Origin of the sequence: Streptomyces sp. SAI-170, assembly GCF_049739565.1 — a bacterium.
In the GTDB taxonomy this organism is placed as follows: domain Bacteria; phylum Actinomycetota; class Actinomycetes; order Streptomycetales; family Streptomycetaceae; genus Streptomyces.
Genome location: NZ_JBMGQD010000001.1, coordinates 4,679,165 through 4,696,111, shown reverse-complemented (window position 1 = coordinate 4,696,111; position 16,947 = coordinate 4,679,165). Strand labels below are relative to the sequence as shown.

The 16,947-nt window shown below is 69.6% G+C and carries 16 protein-coding genes and 1 pseudogene; 7 read left to right on the top strand and 10 right to left on the bottom strand.

All coding sequences use genetic code 11. From position 1 onward, the window contains the following. The first annotated feature begins 52 nt into the window (after positions 1-52). Positions 53-1,171, top strand: a complete 1,119-nt coding sequence (gene serC, locus RKD23_RS21070; RefSeq protein WP_424855062.1) for a phosphoserine transaminase — start codon at positions 53-55, stop codon at positions 1,169-1,171. A 97-nt stretch (positions 1,172-1,268) separates the two neighbouring features. On the opposite strand, the gene RKD23_RS21065 is transcribed toward serC, so the two are convergent. Further along, positions 1,269-1,637 carry a hypothetical protein gene (locus RKD23_RS21065; protein ID WP_424855061.1) on the bottom strand — a complete coding sequence of 123 codons (369 nt, stop codon included), beginning with the start codon at positions 1,635-1,637 and terminating at the stop codon, positions 1,269-1,271. Positions 1,638-1,736: 99 nt separating this feature from the next. Then, positions 1,737-2,705, bottom strand: a complete 969-nt coding sequence (locus RKD23_RS21060) for a WD40 repeat domain-containing protein (protein WP_424855060.1) — start codon at positions 2,703-2,705, stop codon at positions 1,737-1,739. Positions 2,706-2,822: 117 nt separating this feature from the next. On the opposite strand from RKD23_RS21060, the gene RKD23_RS21055 reads away from it, so the two are divergent. From RKD23_RS21055 to RKD23_RS21045, 3 genes are all read left to right on the top strand, one after another. Beyond that, the gene (locus RKD23_RS21055) at positions 2,823-3,503 is read left to right on the top strand and encodes an SGNH/GDSL hydrolase family protein (protein ID WP_424855059.1); all 681 of its coding nucleotides are present in this window, start codon (positions 2,823-2,825) and stop codon (positions 3,501-3,503) included. A gap of 72 nt (positions 3,504-3,575) precedes the next feature. Then, positions 3,576-4,163: a Uma2 family endonuclease gene (locus RKD23_RS21050; protein ID WP_424855058.1), complete on the top strand. Its 588-nt coding sequence runs from the start codon at positions 3,576-3,578 to the stop codon at positions 4,161-4,163. A gap of 52 nt (positions 4,164-4,215) precedes the next feature. Continuing rightward, complete coding sequence (locus RKD23_RS21045; RefSeq protein ID WP_424855057.1) at positions 4,216-5,205, top strand: aldo/keto reductase; 990 nt, start codon at positions 4,216-4,218, stop codon at positions 5,203-5,205. A gap of 132 nt (positions 5,206-5,337) precedes the next feature. Here the strand turns inward: RKD23_RS21045 and thpR are convergent. From thpR to RKD23_RS21030, 3 genes and pseudogenes are all read right to left on the bottom strand, one after another. Beyond that, positions 5,338-5,908, bottom strand: a pseudogene (thpR, locus tag RKD23_RS21040) (RNA 2',3'-cyclic phosphodiesterase). 16 nt (positions 5,909-5,924) lie between these two features. Beyond that, the gene (locus tag RKD23_RS21035; RefSeq protein ID WP_424855056.1) at positions 5,925-7,268 is read right to left on the bottom strand and encodes an MFS transporter; all 1,344 of its coding nucleotides are present in this window, start codon (positions 7,266-7,268) and stop codon (positions 5,925-5,927) included. Between the two features lie 24 nt (positions 7,269-7,292). Beyond that, complete coding sequence (locus RKD23_RS21030; RefSeq protein ID WP_386377691.1) at positions 7,293-7,730, bottom strand: MarR family winged helix-turn-helix transcriptional regulator; 438 nt, start codon at positions 7,728-7,730, stop codon at positions 7,293-7,295. 149 nt (positions 7,731-7,879) lie between these two features. Here RKD23_RS21030 and RKD23_RS21025 point away from each other — a divergent pair, with 149 nt between their 5' ends. Further along, positions 7,880-8,068 carry a ribbon-helix-helix protein, CopG family gene (locus RKD23_RS21025; protein WP_404041830.1) on the top strand — a complete coding sequence of 63 codons (189 nt, stop codon included), beginning with the start codon at positions 7,880-7,882 and terminating at the stop codon, positions 8,066-8,068. A 4-nt stretch (positions 8,069-8,072) separates the two neighbouring features. Here the strand turns inward: RKD23_RS21025 and RKD23_RS21020 are convergent, their stop codons facing one another. Beyond that, the gene (locus tag RKD23_RS21020) at positions 8,073-9,524 is read right to left on the bottom strand and encodes an NCS2 family permease (protein WP_424855055.1); all 1,452 of its coding nucleotides are present in this window, start codon (positions 9,522-9,524) and stop codon (positions 8,073-8,075) included. A gap of 114 nt (positions 9,525-9,638) precedes the next feature. Here RKD23_RS21020 and RKD23_RS21015 point away from each other — a divergent pair, with 114 nt between their 5' ends. Beyond that, positions 9,639-9,911: a DUF2530 domain-containing protein gene (locus tag RKD23_RS21015; RefSeq protein WP_424855054.1), complete on the top strand. Its 273-nt coding sequence runs from the start codon at positions 9,639-9,641 to the stop codon at positions 9,909-9,911. A 97-nt stretch (positions 9,912-10,008) separates the two neighbouring features. Further along, the gene (locus tag RKD23_RS21010) at positions 10,009-12,405 is read left to right on the top strand and encodes an HAD-IC family P-type ATPase (protein WP_424855053.1); all 2,397 of its coding nucleotides are present in this window, start codon (positions 10,009-10,011) and stop codon (positions 12,403-12,405) included. Between the two features lie 6 nt (positions 12,406-12,411). Here the strand turns inward: RKD23_RS21010 and RKD23_RS21005 are convergent, their stop codons facing one another. The 4 genes from RKD23_RS21005 to RKD23_RS20990 form a co-directional block, all read right to left on the bottom strand. Continuing rightward, positions 12,412-14,061 carry a DUF5707 domain-containing protein gene (locus RKD23_RS21005; protein ID WP_424855052.1) on the bottom strand — a complete coding sequence of 550 codons (1,650 nt, stop codon included), beginning with the start codon at positions 14,059-14,061 and terminating at the stop codon, positions 12,412-12,414. A 17-nt stretch (positions 14,062-14,078) separates the two neighbouring features. Next, positions 14,079-14,876, bottom strand: a complete 798-nt coding sequence (locus tag RKD23_RS21000; protein ID WP_424855051.1) for a calcium-binding protein — start codon at positions 14,874-14,876, stop codon at positions 14,079-14,081. A 136-nt stretch (positions 14,877-15,012) separates the two neighbouring features. Further along, complete coding sequence (locus RKD23_RS20995; RefSeq protein WP_424855050.1) at positions 15,013-15,897, bottom strand: calcium-binding protein; 885 nt, start codon at positions 15,895-15,897, stop codon at positions 15,013-15,015. Positions 15,898-16,003: 106 nt separating this feature from the next. Next, on the bottom strand, positions 16,004-16,759 hold the full coding sequence (locus RKD23_RS20990) for a calcium-binding protein (RefSeq protein ID WP_424855049.1): 756 nt from the start codon (positions 16,757-16,759) through the stop codon (positions 16,004-16,006). Between the last annotated feature and the right edge of the window lie 188 nt (positions 16,760-16,947).

Genomic DNA, 16,947 nt, shown 5'->3' with positions numbered 1-16,947 from the left:
AGCCGACGGACGGTGTTTCGACCCCGTTTCCTCCACCGGATAACCTCACCTCGTGGCTGAGATCCAGATTCCTGCTGACATCAAGCCCGCCGACGGTCGATTCGGCGCGGGCCCCTCCAAGGTGCGGGTGGAGGCGCTGGACGCCCTGGCCGCCACCGGTACCTCTCTGCTCGGCACCTCCCACCGCCAGGCCCCGGTCAAGAACCTGGTCGGCAAGGTGCGCGAGGGCATCTCCGAGCTGTTCCAGCTCCCCGAGGGCTACGAGGTGATCCTCGGCAACGGCGGCTCCACCGCGTTCTGGGACATCGCGACGCACGGCCTGATCGAGAACAAGTCGCAGCACCTGAACTTCGGCGAGTTCAGCTCCAAGTTCGCCAAGGCCGCCAAGCTCGCGCCGTGGCTCGCCGAGCCCACTGTCATCGCCTCCGACCCGGGCACGCACCCCGAGGCGGCCGCCGAGGCCGGTGTGGACGTGTACGCGTTCACCCACAACGAGACCTCGACCGGTGTGGCCATGCCGATCAAGCGGGTCGAGGGCGCCGACGCCGGCTCCCTGGTCCTGGTCGACGCCACCTCCGGCGCGGGCGGCCTGCCGGTGGACATCGCCGAGACGGACGTCTACTACTTCGCCCCGCAGAAGTCCTTCGCCTCCGACGGCGGCCTGTGGATCGGCGTGTTCTCCCCGGCCGCGATCGAGCGCGCCGAGCGGATCCACGCCTCGGGCCGGCACATCCCCGAGTTCTTCAGCCTGCCGACGGCGATCGACAACTCCCGCAAGAACCAGACGTACAACACCCCGGCGCTGTCCACCCTCTTCCTGCTGAACCAGCAGCTGGAGTGGATCAACGGCCAGGGCGGCCTGGACTGGGCGACCCGCCGCACGGCGACCTCCGCGCGCACGCTGTACGGCTGGGCGGAGGACGTGAAGTACGCGAACCCGTTCGTCACCGACCCGGCCAAGCGCTCGGCCGTCATCGGCACGATCGACTTCACCGACGACGTCGACGCGGCCGCGGTCGCCAAGGTGCTGCGCGCCAACGGCATCGTGGACACCGAGCCCTACCGCAAGCTCGGCCGCAACCAGCTGCGCATCGCGATGTTCCCGGCGATCGACCCGGCGGACATCGAGGCGCTGACGAGGTCCGTCGACTACGTGATCGAGCACCTGTAAGCGATCCCGGCTACGGCCTGCGGTCCTGCGGTACGGCCCTGGAGGGGAAGCCCTCCCTCCAGGGCCGTACGTGTCTCAGCCGCCTGCGCGTCTCGGCTCAGCCTTCGGCCGACTTGCTGATGTGCTCGACCACCGCTTTGAACTCCTCGGTCGGCGAGAACTCCACCAGCTCGCTGTCCTCCAGCGGCTCGGGGGCGTGCCCGGGCGCCCAGTAGTAGGCCTGGCCCGCCTCGTAGACGTGCTCGCCGTCCTTCGTCCGGATCTTGATCCTGCCGCTGAGCAGATAGCCGTAGTGCGGGCACTGGCAGAGGTCGTCGGGCAGGCCCTTGAGTGCCGAGGCGAGATCCGCGCCCTTGGGGAAGCGGAGGAAGCCGACCATCATGTCGCCCATCTCCGCCATACGTACTTCGAGGCCGTCCTCTTCCGCCATGGCGACAGGGACGTCGTCGCGGCTCAGTCCGATCATGGTTCCTCCTGGCCGGTACGGCCCCCCACCTCCCAGTGTCCGGCCGGACGGGGGCGGGCGCGAGGCAAGCGCCCGGGCGGGGCAGCCGGGGCCGGACGGCTAGGACCTGCGCCTGAGCCGGGCGATGCCGAAGAGGCCGACGCAGATGCCGGCGACGACGACGTACTCGATCCGCAGCCCGGAGTCGCCGTCGTCACCGGAGGCGCCGGAACCGCCCTTCGAGGAGGGCGACTTGGAGTCGCCGCCGGGCGCGTCCTGGGCCTCGACCGGGCTCTGGGCGCCCTCCATGCCGAGCATCAGCTTCGTGCCGTCGGCGGAGTAGGACACGGACTCGCCCTGCCCCAGCGGCACGCTGACACGGCCCAGGCGCCGGGGCTGCCCGCCGTTCCAGTCGTACGCGATGCCGCCCATGTAGCCCCGTACGACGAACTGTTCGCCGTCCGGGGAGAAGGCGGCGTCGGTGGCCCACAGGTCGATGGGCGGGCCGGGCGAGAAGACGTTGGTGCCGGAGGCGGACAACTCGGCGGGGCCGGAGTAGAGATGGCCGCCGTCCTCGCCCTTGTCGATGATGTAGACGCGGCCGGTCTTGGGGTGCACCAGGAGGGACTCGGCGTCGCGGGGGCCGTCGGAGTACTTCACGACGTACTGCGTCGCGCGGACGGTCTGGTCCTTGAGCTGGGCCGGCTCGGGCAGCCGGTAGACCCAGACGTGGTCCCAGACGACCCCGTCGTTGTCGCCGATGTCGCCGACGTAGAGCTGGTTGTCGGGCCCCACGGCGATGGCTTCCACATCACGCGGGTCGCCGACACCGGTCATGGTGACGGTCGCGACGGTCTCCCCGGTCCGGCTGTCGACGGCGTAGAGGTAGGCGCCCTCGTCCTGGTCGTTGTGGGTCCAGTAGATGCCCGGGTGCTGCCGGGACGCGGCGAGGCCGCTGGACTCGGTGATGCGCGGGTCCTTGATGGTGAAGCTCTCGTCGCCGTCGGCCGCGTACGCGGTCGTGGGCGCGGCGAGCCCGAACAGCAGGCAGGCGGCTGCGGGGAGGAGGGCGGCAAGGCGTCGGCGCATGCCCCAAGCCTGCCATCCCGGTCCCGGGACCCGAGGAGGCGAGGGCGATGATCGTGGTGGCGGTCCTCACATACCTCCCACGTCCCCTGCGTCCCACAGATCGTTCATGATGAGCGGATGCTCAGGTTCATGCCCGTAGGTGACTCCATGACGATCGGCAGCGCGGGCGAACACACATGGCGTCACCGGCTGTGGCAGCACCTGCGCGACACGTACGGCGGCCCGTTCACCCTCGTGGGCCCGCGCGAGACGCTGTACGACCAGGCCGCGCAGGAGCCGACGTCGTACGACTACGCCGACCCGGACTTCCCCCGCGCGCACCTCGCGGGCTGGGGCGAGGGCTGGCAGCACATGGTCCCGCTCATCGCGGAGGCGGTCCGGACGTGCCGCGCGGACGTGCTGCTGGTGTCGCTGGGCCTCATCGACCTGGGCTTCTACACGAACGCCGAGCAGACGGCGGACAACGTCCGCGCCTTCGTGACGCAGGCCCGCTCCGTGAACCCCCGCATCCGGATGGTGCTGCTGCCGGTCATCAGGAACGTCCGCGCGGAGGGGGACCCGGACTTCGCCGCCCAGGTGCACCTCTTCAACGACCTCCTCGCCAAGGCCGTGACCGACCTCGACGCGCCGGGCTCACCTCTGGTGCTGGCCTCGGTCCCCGACTCGTACGACTTCCACGGCGACACCTACGACGGCACCCACCCGAACGCGAGCGGCGAGCACAAGCTGGCGGAGGCCTTCGCCGAGGCGATGTGGGCGGAGTGGGGCTGGGGGGCGGCGTACGAGGTCCGTACGTGACCTTGTGACCGTGCGTATCGTTGTACTGCGCGGCTGTGCTCGTCGGTGGGGCAGCCGGGGAGGAGCGCCACGATGACCGTCGTCGAAGACAGGATCGCGATGGCTGACGAGAGCGACGAGCTGACCTTGGACGTCATGTTCGGGTGGCTTGAGAAGATGCCCATCCCCGAGGGAACGAAAGCAGAGATCGTCGGGGGGAACATCTTTATGACGCCTCAGCGGGACACCCACTGGGAGATCATCGCCGCCATCTACGACCAGCTTCGCAACAAATACCCCCGCAGCCGCGTCAAGTCGGACGTACGCATCGACTACCCCGGACACCTCAACGGCTTCGCGACCGACGTGACACTGCTCGCCCGGGATGCCGAGAAGAACGAACGAGGTCTGTGGCGGTACCAGGACGTCGTCTTCGTGGTGGAGGTCATCTCCCAACGCACAGCCGTCAACGACTACGGCCCTAAAAAGACCGCATACGCCCGCGCGGAGGTACCGGTCTATCTGATCGCCGACCCCTACCTGGGGCGCTGCCACCTCTACACCGACCCCAAGGACGGCGACTACGCCACCGAGACCAAGATCCGCTTCGGCGACGAGGTGGACCTGACGGGGACCCCCCTCGGCCTCGTCCTCAAGACCGACGAGTTCCCCCGGGACTGAGCGACACAGGCTCCTTGCATAGAGCGCACTCCAAGCCGTTGGCTTGGAGACCATGAAGTACACGCAGCTCGGACGCACCGGACTCAAGGTCAGCCGACTGGTCCTCGGCACGATGAACTTCGGACCGCAGACGGACGAGGCGGACAGCCACGCCATCATGGACGCGGCGCTGGACGCGGGGATCAACTTCTTCGACACGGCCAATGTGTACGGCTGGGGTGAGAACAAGGGCCGTACGGAGTCGATCATCGGCAGCTGGTTCGCCAAGAGCGCGGCCAACCGCGACAAGGTCGTGCTCGCCACGAAGGTGTACGGGAACATGGGCACGGACGGCGAGCCCTGGCCGAACCACGACAAGCTGTCGGCCCTCAACATCCGGCGGGCCGTGGACGCCTCGCTGAAGCGCCTGGGGACCGACCACATCGACCTGTACCAGTTCCACCACATCGACCGGGCCACGCCGTTCGAGGAGATCTGGCAGGCCATCGACACCCTCGTCGCGCAGGGCAAGATCCTCTACGCCGGGTCCAGCAACTTCCCCGGCTACAAGATCGCCCAGGCCAATGAGACAGCCGCGCGGCGAGGCTCGTACGGGCTCGTCAGTGAGCAGTGTCTGTACAACCTCTACGAGCGCCGCGCCGAGATGGAGGTCGTCCCGGCCGCGCAGGACTACGGGCTGGGGGTCATCCCCTGGTCGCCGCTGCACGGAGGTCTGCTCGGCGGGGTCGTCCGCAAGGAGGTCGAGGGCGGGCGGCGCTCCAGCGGGCGTACCGCCGACGCGCTCAAGGACGCGGCCGTACGGGCCAAGGTGCAGTCGTACGAGGAGCTGCTCGACAAGCACGGGCTGGAGCCCGGCGAGGTCGCGCTGGCGTGGCTGCTGACCCGGCCGGGTGTGACGGGGCCGATCGTGGGGCCGCGTACGGCGGAGCAGCTTCAGTCGGCGCTGCGGGCGGTCGAGCTGGAGCTGTCGCCGGAGCTGCTCGCCGGGCTGGACGAGATCTTCCCCGGGCCCGGGCCCTCCCCGGAGGCCTTCGCCTGGTAAGCCCTAAGGGCCGTGCGGCGGCCTGGGGCGAACTACCTCCCCAGGGCCGCCGCCACCGCCACCACGACGAACATCAGCACGAGCGCACCGGCCATGATCCGGTTCCGGGTCTTCGGGTCCACGGGAACGAGCCTAACCGGCCGCGCCCAGTGGCCAGCGGGCGACCGCCTCGTAGCGGGGCTGTTCACCCGGCACGCCGGAGGCCGGCAGGTTGCTGCGGACCAGCACCAGCTCGCCCACGGTCCAGGTGCGGCTGACGAACGTGGCCAGCGCGTCCGTGTACGCCCTCACGTTCACGGCGTCGCGGCTGCGGGCCACCGTGAGGTGGGCCTTGTAGCGGCGGTGCTCCCCCATGTCGAGGCCCGCCTTGCGGGCGGCGGCCTCGCTGCGGTCGGCCAGCAGCCGCATGGACGCCACATCGCCGTCGGCCCCCGCCCACAGGGCGCGGCCGTGGCCGAACTGGCCCCCTCCGCTCACCGCGAGCGGGAAGGGGGCCGTGCGGTGGGCGGCGCGCTCCAGGCGGGCCGACAGGTCGGGTACGACGGTGTCGTCGACCTCACCGTAGAAGGCGAGAGAAGTGCCAGCCGGGGCGGCCGGTCCAGCGGAGCCGGTCCGCGCCGGGGAGCCGTTTCAGCGCCTCCACCTCGGCGGCCAGTTCCCCGACCACCTCGTCCGGGGGCAGCACGGCGGCGAAGAGTCTCATGGTGCTCACCCTGCCATCAGGCCGCCGCCGCGAGCTCCTCCCGCCGCTCGCGCGGCACGAACCGCACGCTCGGGTGGCCGTGGCGCCAGCCCACGGACAGGCGCAGGCCGCCCGTGCGGGCCAGGATCACGGCGATGACGGCCGCGGCGAGGGCCGCGACGGCGCCGCCCGCGGCGAGGCCGGCGCGGGGGCCGTAGGTGTCGGTGATCCAGCCGGCGATGGGCGCGCCGATCGGGGTGCCGCCGAGGAACACCATCATGTAGAGGGACATGACGCGGCCGCGCATGACCGGGTCGGTGGCCATCTGGAGGCTGGTGTTGGCGGTGACGTTGATGGTCATGCCGAACAGGCCCAGCGGGATCATCAGCGCGGCGAACATCCACAGGGTGGGCGCCCCGGCCGCGACGACCTCGATCAGGCCGAACAGCAGCGCGGCCGTGCTGACCACGCGCAGGCGGGCCGTGCCGCGGCGGGCGGCGAGCAGGGCTCCGGCGACGGAGCCGACGGCCATGAGGGTGTTGAAGAGGCTGTAGGTTCCGGCGCCCGCGTGGAAGACGTCGTCGACGAAGGCGGCGAGGTAGACGGGGAAGTTGAAGGCGAAGGTGCCGACGAACCCGACGAGCACGATCGGCCAGATCAGCTCGGGGCGGCCGGAGACGTAGCGCAGGCCCTCGCGCAGCTGTCCCTTGCCGCGCGGGGCACGCTCGACGGCGTGCAGTTCGCGGGCGCGCATCAGCAGCAGCCCCGCGATGGGCGCGACGAAGGACAGGCCGTTCAGCAGGAACGCCCAGCCGGTGCCCACGCCGGTGATCATCAGGCCGGCCACCGCGGGGCCGATCAGGCGGGCGGACTGGAAGTTGGCCGAGTTGAGGCTGACGGCGTTCTGCAGCTGGTCGGGGCCGACCATCTCGGTGACGAAGGACTGGCGGGCCGGGTTGTCGACGACCGTGGCGAGGCCGACGGCGAAGGCGGCGACGTAGACGTGCCACACCTGGACCTGGCCGGTGATCGTCAGGGCGGCCAGCGCGAGGCCGGTGAGGGCCATCGCTGTCTGGGTGACCAGGAGCGTGGGCCGCTTGGGCAGGCGGTCGACGAGGACGCCGCCGTAGAGGCCGAACAGGAGCATCGGGAGGAACTGCAGGGCGGTGGTGACGCCCACGGCGGTGGCGGAGCCGGTGAGGCTGAGCACCAGCCAGTCCTGGGCGATGCGCTGCATCCAGGTGCCGATGTTGGAGACGGCCTGGCCGAGGAAGAAGAGGCGGTAGTTCCTGATCTTCAGCGAGCTGAACATCGAGGACCGGGTGGATGGAGTAGGGGTGGTCGGTGCGGGTGCGGAAACTGTTCCGGGGCCCGTACTCAAGAGCGTTCGCCTCCTCGGTGCGACTTACAGATGTGCGAGCTTCTCCAGCACGGGGGCGGCGGCGCGCAGTTTGGCCCACTCGTCCTCGTCGAGGTCCTCGACGAGCGCGGCCAGGAACGCGTTGCGCTTGCGGCGGCTCTCCTCGAGCATCGCCTCGGCCTGCTCGGTGCGGGTGACGACCTTCTGGCGCCGGTCCTCGGGGTGCGGCTCGAGCCGGACCAGGCCCTTGGCCTCCAGCAGCGCGACGATCCGGGTCATGGACGGCGGCTGGACGTGTTCCTTGCGGGCCAGTTCGCCCGGGGTCGCCCGGCCGCACAGGGACAGGGTGCCCAGCACCGACATCTCGGTGGGGCTCAGCGACTCGTCGACCCGTTGGTGCTTGAGGCGGCGGGAGAGCCGCATCACGGCGGAGCGCAGGGAGTTCACGGCGGCAGCGTCGTCGCCATGGGTGAGGTCCGGCATGTTCCTTAGCTTAACTCATTACTCTGACTAAAGACCACTCGGGACGGGCCGGATGCCCGTGACCCTCGCCACTCAAACACCCGGGTCACCCGTACGAGTGAGCCGATTCCGGAAAGTGACGCATCGGCCACCCGTGTCCGGCGACCCTCGTGTGCATGGGGACCAGCGTGCTCAGCCTGCGGATAGACGGGGAGCTGCTCGAACGGCTCCGGCACCATGCGGCGAAAAGAGGAATGAGCGTCCAGGACTATGTCGTCCGGACGCTCATCCGTGATGACTTCGACGAACGGTTCCAGTCCGCCGTCGAGGAGACCGAGAAGTTCTACGGCCTCACATGAACGATCAGGTCAGTCCCAGCGCCGGCATCAGGTAGTAGAAGGCGAACACCGCCGAGACCACGTACATCGCGGCCGGGATCTCCTTGGCCCGCCCGGCCGCCAGGCGCATCGCCACGAACGTGATGAAGCCCATGCCGATGCCGTTGGTGATCGAGTAGGTGAACGGCATCATCACCATCGTCACGAACGCCGGGACGGCGATCGTGTGGTCCGCCCAGTCGATCTCCTTGACCGACCCGGCCAGGATCAGGAAGCCGACCGCGAGCAGGGCCGGGGTGGCCGCCTGGGACGGGACCATCGTGGCGATCGGCGTGAGGAACAGCGCGACGGCGAAGAGGCCGCCCGTGACGATGTTCGCGAAGCCGGTGCGGGCGCCCTCGCCGACACCGGCCGTGGACTCCACGAAGGCGGTGGTGGCCGAGGAGGAGCTGGCGCCGCCCGCGGCGACCGCGATCCCGTCGACGAACAGCACCTTGTTGATGCCGGGCATCTGGCCCTGTGCGTCGGTCAGCCTGGCCTCGTCGCTCACGCCCATGATCGTGCCCATGGCGTCGAAGAAGCAGGACAGCAGGACCGTGAAGACGAACAGGATGCCGGTCAGTACGCCGACCTTCTCGAAGCCGCCGAACAGGCTGAACTCGCCGATCAGGCCGAGGTCGGGGGTGGCGACCGGGTTGCCCGGCCACTTGGGCGTCGTCAGGCCCCAGGACGGGACCGTCGCGACGGCCTCGATGATCACCGCGAGGACGGTCATGGCGACGATCGAGATCAGGATCGCGCCGGGCACCTTGCGGACGATCAGCGCGAGCGTCAGCAGCGCGCCCAGGACGAACACCAGCACCGGCCAGCCGTTGAGGTGACCGGTGCCGCCCAGCTGGAGCGGGACGGTGGTGTGGGCGGCGTCCGGGATGCGGGAGACGAAGCCGGAGTCGACCAGGCCGATCAGCATGATGAACAGGCCGATACCGATGGAGATGGCCTTGCGCAGGCCGAAGGGCACCGCGTTCATCACGCGCTCGCGCAGGCCCGTCGCCACCAGCAGCATGACCACGAAACCGGCCAGCACGACCATGCCCATGGCGTCCGGCCAGGACATGCGCGGGGCCAGCTGGAGGGCGACGACGGAGTTCACGCCGAGACCGGCGGCCAGCGCGATCGGCACATTGCCGATGACGCCCATCAGCAGCGTGGTGAACGCCGCCGTCAGGGCCGTCGCGGTGACCAGCTGGCCGTTGTCGAGCTGGTGGCCGTACATGTCCTTCGCGCTGCCCAGGATGATCGGGTTCAGCACGATGATGTAGGCCATCGCGAAGAAGGTGGCGAAACCACCTCGGACCTCGCGGGACAGGGTGCTGCCGCGCTCGGAGATCTTGAAGTAGCGGTCGAGAGCGCCGTACGCGGGCGCGCCGCCCGGCTGCTCCGGAGCGGGGACCTTGGCGGGGGCCGAGGTGGACATTTGTTGGTTCCTACGAGCAGAAGTGGTCAGAGGTAAACGGTTTCAGTATGAACAGATGAGTTTCCCGCTGGCCATCTCCGCGCGTAGACCTGATCGCCTCGTACACTGCCCTCCATGGCGAAGTGGACCCCCAAGCACGAGGCGCCGGAACCCCTGGAAGGGCCGGTGGTTCCGACCATCGTCGGCGGCACGATCCTCTGGTTCGTCCTCTTCCTCGCGCAGCTGCCGTTCTACGGCTGGTTCGACGACCGCGGGCACGCCTGGTGGGTGTGGACCTGCCTGGCGGGCGCGGGCCTGGGGCTGATCGGCATCTGGTACGTCCGCAAGCGGGACGCCGCGATCAAGCGGGCGGCGGCCGCCGAGCACCCGGACGTGGCCACCCCGTAACCCCCGTACGACCACGGCACTACACGCGTCCTCCCGTGGTCGGAACTTCCCCCTGCTCGGCGGGTGAACGCCCGCCTCCGCACGTACCGTCGAATGCATGACGCACACCGACGCGGGCGCCGAACTCGATCCTGTGCATCCCCTGTCCGCGCCCTCCGCGCCGGCGGACGGCCTCACCGCGGCCGAGGTCGCCGAGCGGGTGGCCGCCGGCCGGGTCAACGACGTGCCGGTGCGCAGCAGCCGGTCCGTCGCCGAGATCGTCCGCGCCAACGTCTTCACGCGGTTCAACGCGATCATCGGTGTGCTGTGGCTGATCATGCTGGTCGTCGCGCCGATCCAGGACAGCCTGTTCGGCTTCGTGATCCTCGCCAACACCGGCATCGGCATCGTCCAGGAGTGGCGGGCGAAGAAGACCCTGGACTCCCTCGCGGTGATCGGCGAGGCCCGCCCGACGGTGCGCCGGGACGGTACGGCCGTACAGGTCGCGACGTCGGAGATCGTGCTGGACGACGTCATCGAGGTCGGGCCCGGCGACAAGGCCGTCGTGGACGGAGTGTGCGTCGAGGCGGACAGCCTGGAGGTCGACGAGTCGCTGCTGACCGGTGAGGCCGACCCGGTCGTCAAACGGCCCGGCGACCAGGTGATGTCCGGCAGCTTCGTGGTCGCGGGCGGCGGCGCCTTCCGGGCCACCAAGGTCGGGCGCGAGGCGTACGCCGCGCAGCTCGCCGAGGAGGCCTCCCGCTTCACGCTCGTGCAGTCCGAGCTGCGCTCGGGCATCTCCACGATCCTCAAGTACGTGACGTGGATGATGGTCCCGGCCGCGCTCGGCCTGATCGTCACCCAGTTGGTCGTGGAGAGCAACGACCTGCGCGGCTCCGTCGCCCGCACGGTCGGCGGCATCGTGCCGATGGTCCCCGAGGGCCTGGTGCTGCTCACCTCGGTCGCCTTCGCGATAGGCGTCGTCCGGCTCGGCCGGAAACAGTGCCTGGTGCAGGAGCTCCCCGCCATCGAGGGCCTGGCCCGCGTCGACACGGTCTGCCTGGACAAGACCGGCACCCTCACCGAGGGCGGCATGGACGTGACGGAGCTGCGCGTCCTCGACGGCTACGACGAGGGGTACGTCCATCAGGTGCTGGGCGCGCTCGGTGAGTCCGACCCGCGGCCCAACGCCTCCCTGAAGGCGATCATCGACGCCTATCCCGACAGCGAGGAGTGGCGCTGCACCGAGTCCCTGCCGTTTTCCTCGGCCCGCAAGTACAGCGGCGCCACCTTCAGCGAGGGCGACGGCGAGAGCGGCACCTGGCTGCTCGGCGCCCCGGACGTGCTGCTCGCCGACGACGACCCGGCCCTCGGCGAGACCGAGCGGCTCAACGAGGCGGGGCTGCGGGTGCTGCTGCTGGCGCGTGCCGCCCGCGAGCTGGACGACCCCGAGGTCGCGCGCGATGCCGAGCCGGCCGCGCTGGTGGTGCTGGAGCAGCGGCTGCGCCCGGACGCCGCGGACACGCTGCGGTACTTCGCCGAGCAGAACGTCCGCGCGAAGGTCATCTCCGGCGACAACGCGGTGTCGGTGGGCGCGGTCGCGAGCAAGCTGGGCCTGGCGGGGTCGGTGGTCGACGCGCGGCGGATACCGGCCGAGCGGGAACCCATGGCCGAGGCCCTGGACGAGGGCACGGTGTTCGGGCGGGTCACCCCGCAGCAGAAGCGGGACATGGTGGGCGCGCTGCAGTCCCACGGCCACACGGTCGCCATGACCGGCGACGGCGTCAACGACGTCCTGGCGCTGAAGGACGCCGACATCGGGGTCGCGATGGGCTCGGGCTCGGAGGCGACCCGCGCGGTCGCGCAGATCGTGCTGCTGAACAACAGCTTCGCGACCCTGCCGTCGGTGGTCGCCGAGGGCCGCCGGGTCATCGGCAACATCACGCGCGTGGCGACGCTGTTCCTGGTCAAGACGGTCTACTCGGTGCTGCTGGCGGTGCTGGTGGTGTGCACGCGCGTGGAGTACCCGTTCCTGCCCCGCCATCTGACCCTGCTGTCCACCCTGACGATCGGCGTCCCGGCGTTCTTCCTGGCCCTCGCGCCCAACAAGGAACGGGCCAGACCGCACTTCGTACGGCGGGTCATGCGGTACGCGATCCCGGGCGGGGTCGTGGCGGCGGCCGCGACCTTCACGACGTATGTCATCGCCGGGAACCACTACCACGGCGAGGGCGCGCTGGACGCCGAGACCAGCGCCGCGACCCTGACGCTGTTCCTGGTGTCGATGTGGGTGCTGGCGATCATCGCCCGGCCCTACACCTGGTGGCGCGTGCTGCTGGTCACGGCGATGGGCGGCGCGTTCCTGCTGGTCCTGGTCGTGCCGTGGCTGCAGGAGTTCTTCGCGCTGCGACTGGTCGGCATGGAGATGCCGTGGCTCGCGGTCGGCATCGCGGCGGGGGCGGCGGTCGTCCTGGAGTTCGTGTGGAGATGGGTCGACCGCCGCTTTCCCGCGTAGAACCGCTTACCTCACGTCGACGGCGTCCTCGCGGGAGACGGACGGGCCGTTGGTGTTGATGTTGTAGCCGCCGCCTTCATAGGCGAAGCGGTAGGAGCCGTCCTGCGTGGCGGTCGTGGTCTCGCTCAGCAGGCCCGTGGAACCGGACTTGGTCTGCGTGACCGACGTCCACTCGGTCGCGCCCTTCTTCCTGAACTCGAGGTTCACCCACTGGCCCGCGAGCGGGCCGTAAGTGCCCGTCTCCCAGCCGGCGCGGGTCAGCTTGCCCGTGACGGTGAGGGTGCGGCCCTTGGCGATCGGCTCGGGCGAGGCGTTGATCGTCAGCGCGGTGTTGCGCTGGATCTTGACGCCCTTGTACGACGTGTTCGAGGTGACGCTGTTGTCCTTGGCCTCGACCTGGACGGCCACCCGCCAGCTCCCGGCCAGGTAGTCGGCGAACAGGTCGCCCACGCCCTCGGGGTTGTTCAGACCGGGGCGGGCCGTGACGGTCAGCTTGCACGTCGAGGTGGTGTCGGACGTGGCCGTGCAGGTGGCCGCCTTCTCGTTCTGCGGCAGCAGACCTTCGACGTCGGTCACGGAGTTCGAGCCGCGCCACAGGTACACGCTCGCGTCGGCGATGCCGCTCGGGTGACTCGCCGTCACGGACACGGAGAACGTCTTGGCGCTCTGGCTGCCGACGAGGACGTTCTTGCCGCCGTGGACCGTGACGTCGGAGACGACCGGCCCGTTCTCGGGCGCCAAGTCACCGAACCGCGGCCCGGCGACGACGGGCGCGACCGAGCCGCCCGGGACGGCCTGCGTGGTCACGTCGACGTGGTCCGCGACGGAGACGGCACCCGTGGTCGTCGTGGCACCGGCGTAGGAGTAGCGGTAGTAGCCGTCGTACGTCGCGGTGGTGGTCGCGCTCAGGGCGCCCGTGGCGCTGGACTTGACGGTCTTCAGCGTCGTCCAGCTGGTCGTGCCCTGCTTCTTGTACTGGAGCTTCACGTACTGGCCGGCGATACCGCCGTAGTAGTGGGTGTCCCAGTTCGCGCGGGTCAGCTTGCCGATGACCGTGATGGTCCTGCCCTTGGTGACCGGCTCCGGGGTGGCGTTGACGGCCAGCTTCGCCAGGCGCTGGTACTTGACGGTGCCCAGGCCGTCCTGCTCGGACTTGCCGACCTTGTCCCAGTCGATGGGGTCGGGTTCCTCCAGGTCGTCGTCGACCGGGTCGTTCTGTCCGTTCCAGTCGATGGAGTAGGCGCCGATGTTGTACGTGGTGGCGTCCGCGTTGTCCAGGTCATGGCCCGGACGGAAGTAGATCGAGCCCCCGCAGCTGGCGACCGTGGCCGTGACCGCCTCGCAGGAGGCCCAGATGTGCTGGACGCGCCGGTCGTCGGGGGCCGCGCCGACGGGCGTGAACGTGAGGAGGTGATCCATGTCCTGCAGATCGGCGCCGGCGGGGTGCGTGAGCGTGTAGCTGAACGGCGCCCTCACCGAGCCGGCGGTCCCCGCGACGATCGGCTTGCCGTTGTTGACCTTGACGTTGGAGTACTTGAAGTTCAGCGCATACGGCTTGCCGTCGTGGGGATCGTCGGCGGCCAGCGCGGCCGGGGCGGCGAGGGCGGTCAGGGCGAGGGCGCCGGAGACGGCGGCCGTGGTGACACGGGTTCGCATGAGAGTCCTTCTTCCGGTTACTGCACGTCGACGGCGTCCTCGCGGGAGGCGACGGCCGAGGTGGTCGTGGCGCCGGCGTAGACGTAGCGGTAGGAGCCGTCGTAGGTGGCGGTCGTGGTGGTCTTCAGTGCGCCCGTGGAGCTGGACTTGATGGTCTTGAGCGTGGTCCAGCCGGTCGTGTTCTTCTTCTTGTACTGGAGCTTCACGTACTGGTTCGCGAGGGCGACGTAGGTGTCCTTCTCCCAGTCGGCGCGGGTCAGCCTGCCCGTGACCGTGAGGGTCCTGCCCTTGCGGATCGGCTCGGGGGAGGCGTTGACCGTCAGCACGGACTTCCGCAGGACCTTGTGGGTCGTGTAGCTCTCGTTCCAGTAGCGGCTCTCGTCACCGGCGACCGCGCCGACCTCCACGGGCCGGGTGCCGGCCTGGCGGTTGGAGTACAGGAGGTTGAGGGGCTCGTGGTCCCCCTCCTCGGGGTAGTCGGGACCCACCACGTCGAGCGTGATGGTGGCCTCGCAGTGCGAGGTGGTGGCCGACATGGGGGTGCAGTCCAGCCAGGAGGCGCCGTTGATGTCGTCCACCACGTACCCGTAGACCGAGAGCCAGGCGCCCTTGATGCCGGTGGGGTGGCTGGCGTTCAGCGACACCTTGAACGTCACGCTGCTGGTGCCGGCCACGATCGGCTTGCCGTCGTTGACCACGACGTCGGAGACGGTCGGGGCGACTTCCGCCGCGGTGGAGGCCTGCGCGGCCGGGACGGCGAGCGCGGACAAGGCGAGGGCGCCGGAGACGGCGGCCGTGGTGACACGTGCAAACATGGATTTTCCTTCCGGTGCTGGAATTCGATACCGGGGCCCCGGAGGGGGCCCGGCCCCGGGGAACGCCAGGGGCCGGGCGGGGCGGTGCTGATGCGTGCGCTTACCGCACTTACTGCAGGTACAGGACTTACTGCACTTACCGCACGTCGACGTAGTCACCCGGCGACACGGTCATCGGGGACGTCGTGGTGGACGCGCCGGAGAAGTAGAAGCGCCAGGTGCCGTCGTACACAGCGGTGTTGCTGGTGCTGATGGCGCCGTAGCTGTTCGACTTGGCGGTCTTCACCTTGGAGTACGCGGTGCTGCCGGCCTTCTTGAACTGCAGCTGCATGTACTGGTTGGTGAACTTGCTGTAGGTGCCCGTCTCCCAGTTGGCCCGGGTGAACGTGCCCTTGATGGAGAGGGTCTTGCCCTTGGCGATCGGCTCCGGCGAGGCGTTGATGCTGAGCACGGCGTTCCGCTGGACCCGGTGGGTCTTGTAGAAGTCGTTCCAGTACTCGCTGTTGTCGCCCGCGAGCACACCGACGCCCACGTGCCAGGTGCCGGCCAGCGCGTTCTTGTACAGGTCACCGATGCCCTCGGAGTCGTTGAGACCGGGGCGGGCCGTGATGGTCATCTTGCAGTTGGCCGTGGTGTCGGAGACGGCCGCGCAGGACAGGTCGTCGTTCGGCGGGAGCCAGCCGTCGAGACCGGCCTCCGGGTCCGTGCCGTGCCACAGGTCGATGTAGACGTCCTGCACGCCGCTCGGGTGGCTCGCCGTCAGGGACACGGTGAAGGTCTTGGCGGTGCCGCTGCCGACGACCACGCTCTTGCCGCCGTTGATCTTGACGTTGGAGACGACCGGGGCCTCCTGCGCCGTCACGGACTCCGACCGGAACTTGGCGGAGCCGCCGAAGCGCTCGGCGGCGCTCGGACGGTCGATGCCGGCCGAGTCACCGGAGACGGCCTGCGCGGCCGGCATGACGAGAGCGGACAGAGCGAGGGCGCCGGTGACCGCGGCGACAGTGGTGCGCGTACGCATGGAGGTCCTTCAGGGTGCTCGGGGGTGCCCGGAGGCGGTGGAGGGGGACGCCCGCCCCGGCCGGCTGCCGGGGCGGGCGGGGGTGGGTCACGGGGACCCGGGGGTGTTACTGCACGTCGACGTAGTCGGCCGCGGAGGGCGTCGGGGCGCTGACGGAGTTGCCGGCGAACCAGAAGCGGTAGTAACCGTCGTAGGTGGCGGTCGTGGTGGTGCTCAGGGCGCCCGTGGTGGTGGCCTTGACCGTCTTCAGGGTGCTGTACGTGTTCGTGCCGGCCTTCTTGTACTGGAGCTTCACGTACTGGCTGCCGTAGCCGTTCCAGACGCCGGTCTCCCAGTTGGCGCGGGTCAGCTTGCCGGTGACGGTGACCGTCTTGCCCTTGCGGACCGGCTCCGGGGCGGCGTTGGTCGAGACCTTGGTGGCGCGCTGGAGCTTGAAGGCGCCGGCCTTCTCCTTCCAGAGGTAGTCGCCGTCCTTGGCGTCGATCCAGGCGTCGACGTACCAGGTGCCGGAGTTGTTGTTGAACAGGTCGCCGACCCGCGGGTCCACCGTGACCCAGCCGACGCAGGTCGACGTGGTGGCGCTGGAGGCCGTGCAGGTGGGCTTGCTGGTGGTGAGCAGGCCGTAGTTCGGGCCGTAGAGGTCGAACTCGTCGGCACCGAGGATGCCGGAGTTGTCCGTGGCCGTGACGGCGACCTTGAACTTCACCGCGGTCGTGCCGACGTACACCTTGTTGGTGATGTTGACGGCGACCTTGGTGATGGCGGTGTCACCCTGCGAGCCGTCGGCCTGGGCGGCCGGGACGGCGAGAGCGGACAGGGCCAGGGCGCCGGTGACGACGCCGAGGGTGGCACGCATGCGCATGTCTCTTCCCCATTGAGACGGGACCTCGTTGCCCTTCGTGGCACACGGCTCGTGAGCGCGGCGAGGTCCGAGAGATCTAGGAGTCTGTTGACTCGGAAGATCAGATCTGTGACGGCTGGGAATGGTTGTACGACTGGCGAAGATTTTGTTCGAGGTTGGCCGAGCCCCGGTGCGGGGCCCGGCCGGCT

What these genes read in the sequence shown, in the direction of transcription:
- RKD23_RS21065 (WP_424855061.1), bottom strand. Translation starts at nt 1,637, where the DNA reads ATGATCGGACTGAGCCGCGACGACGTCCCTGTCGCCATGGCGGAAGAG.
- RKD23_RS21060 (WP_424855060.1), bottom strand. Translation starts at nt 2,705, where the DNA reads ATGCGCCGACGCCTTGCCGCCCTCCTCCCCGCAGCCGCCTGCCTGCTG.
- RKD23_RS21055 (WP_424855059.1), top strand. Translation starts at nt 2,823, where the DNA reads ATGCTCAGGTTCATGCCCGTAGGTGACTCCATGACGATCGGCAGCGCG.
- RKD23_RS21050 (WP_424855058.1), top strand. Translation starts at nt 3,576, where the DNA reads ATGACCGTCGTCGAAGACAGGATCGCGATGGCTGACGAGAGCGACGAG.
- RKD23_RS21045 (WP_424855057.1), top strand. Translation starts at nt 4,216, where the DNA reads ATGAAGTACACGCAGCTCGGACGCACCGGACTCAAGGTCAGCCGACTG.
- RKD23_RS21030 (WP_386377691.1), bottom strand. Translation starts at nt 7,730, where the DNA reads ATGCCGGACCTCACCCATGGCGACGACGCTGCCGCCGTGAACTCCCTG.
- RKD23_RS21020 (WP_424855055.1), bottom strand. Translation starts at nt 9,524, where the DNA reads ATGTCCACCTCGGCCCCCGCCAAGGTCCCCGCTCCGGAGCAGCCGGGC.
- RKD23_RS21015 (WP_424855054.1), top strand. Translation starts at nt 9,639, where the DNA reads ATGGCGAAGTGGACCCCCAAGCACGAGGCGCCGGAACCCCTGGAAGGG.
- RKD23_RS21010 (WP_424855053.1), top strand. Translation starts at nt 10,009, where the DNA reads ATGACGCACACCGACGCGGGCGCCGAACTCGATCCTGTGCATCCCCTG.
- RKD23_RS21005 (WP_424855052.1), bottom strand. Translation starts at nt 14,061, where the DNA reads ATGCGAACCCGTGTCACCACGGCCGCCGTCTCCGGCGCCCTCGCCCTG.
- RKD23_RS21000 (WP_424855051.1), bottom strand. Translation starts at nt 14,876, where the DNA reads ATGTTTGCACGTGTCACCACGGCCGCCGTCTCCGGCGCCCTCGCCTTG.
- RKD23_RS20995 (WP_424855050.1), bottom strand. Translation starts at nt 15,897, where the DNA reads ATGCGTACGCGCACCACTGTCGCCGCGGTCACCGGCGCCCTCGCTCTG.
- RKD23_RS20990 (WP_424855049.1), bottom strand. Translation starts at nt 16,759, where the DNA reads ATGCGCATGCGTGCCACCCTCGGCGTCGTCACCGGCGCCCTGGCCCTG.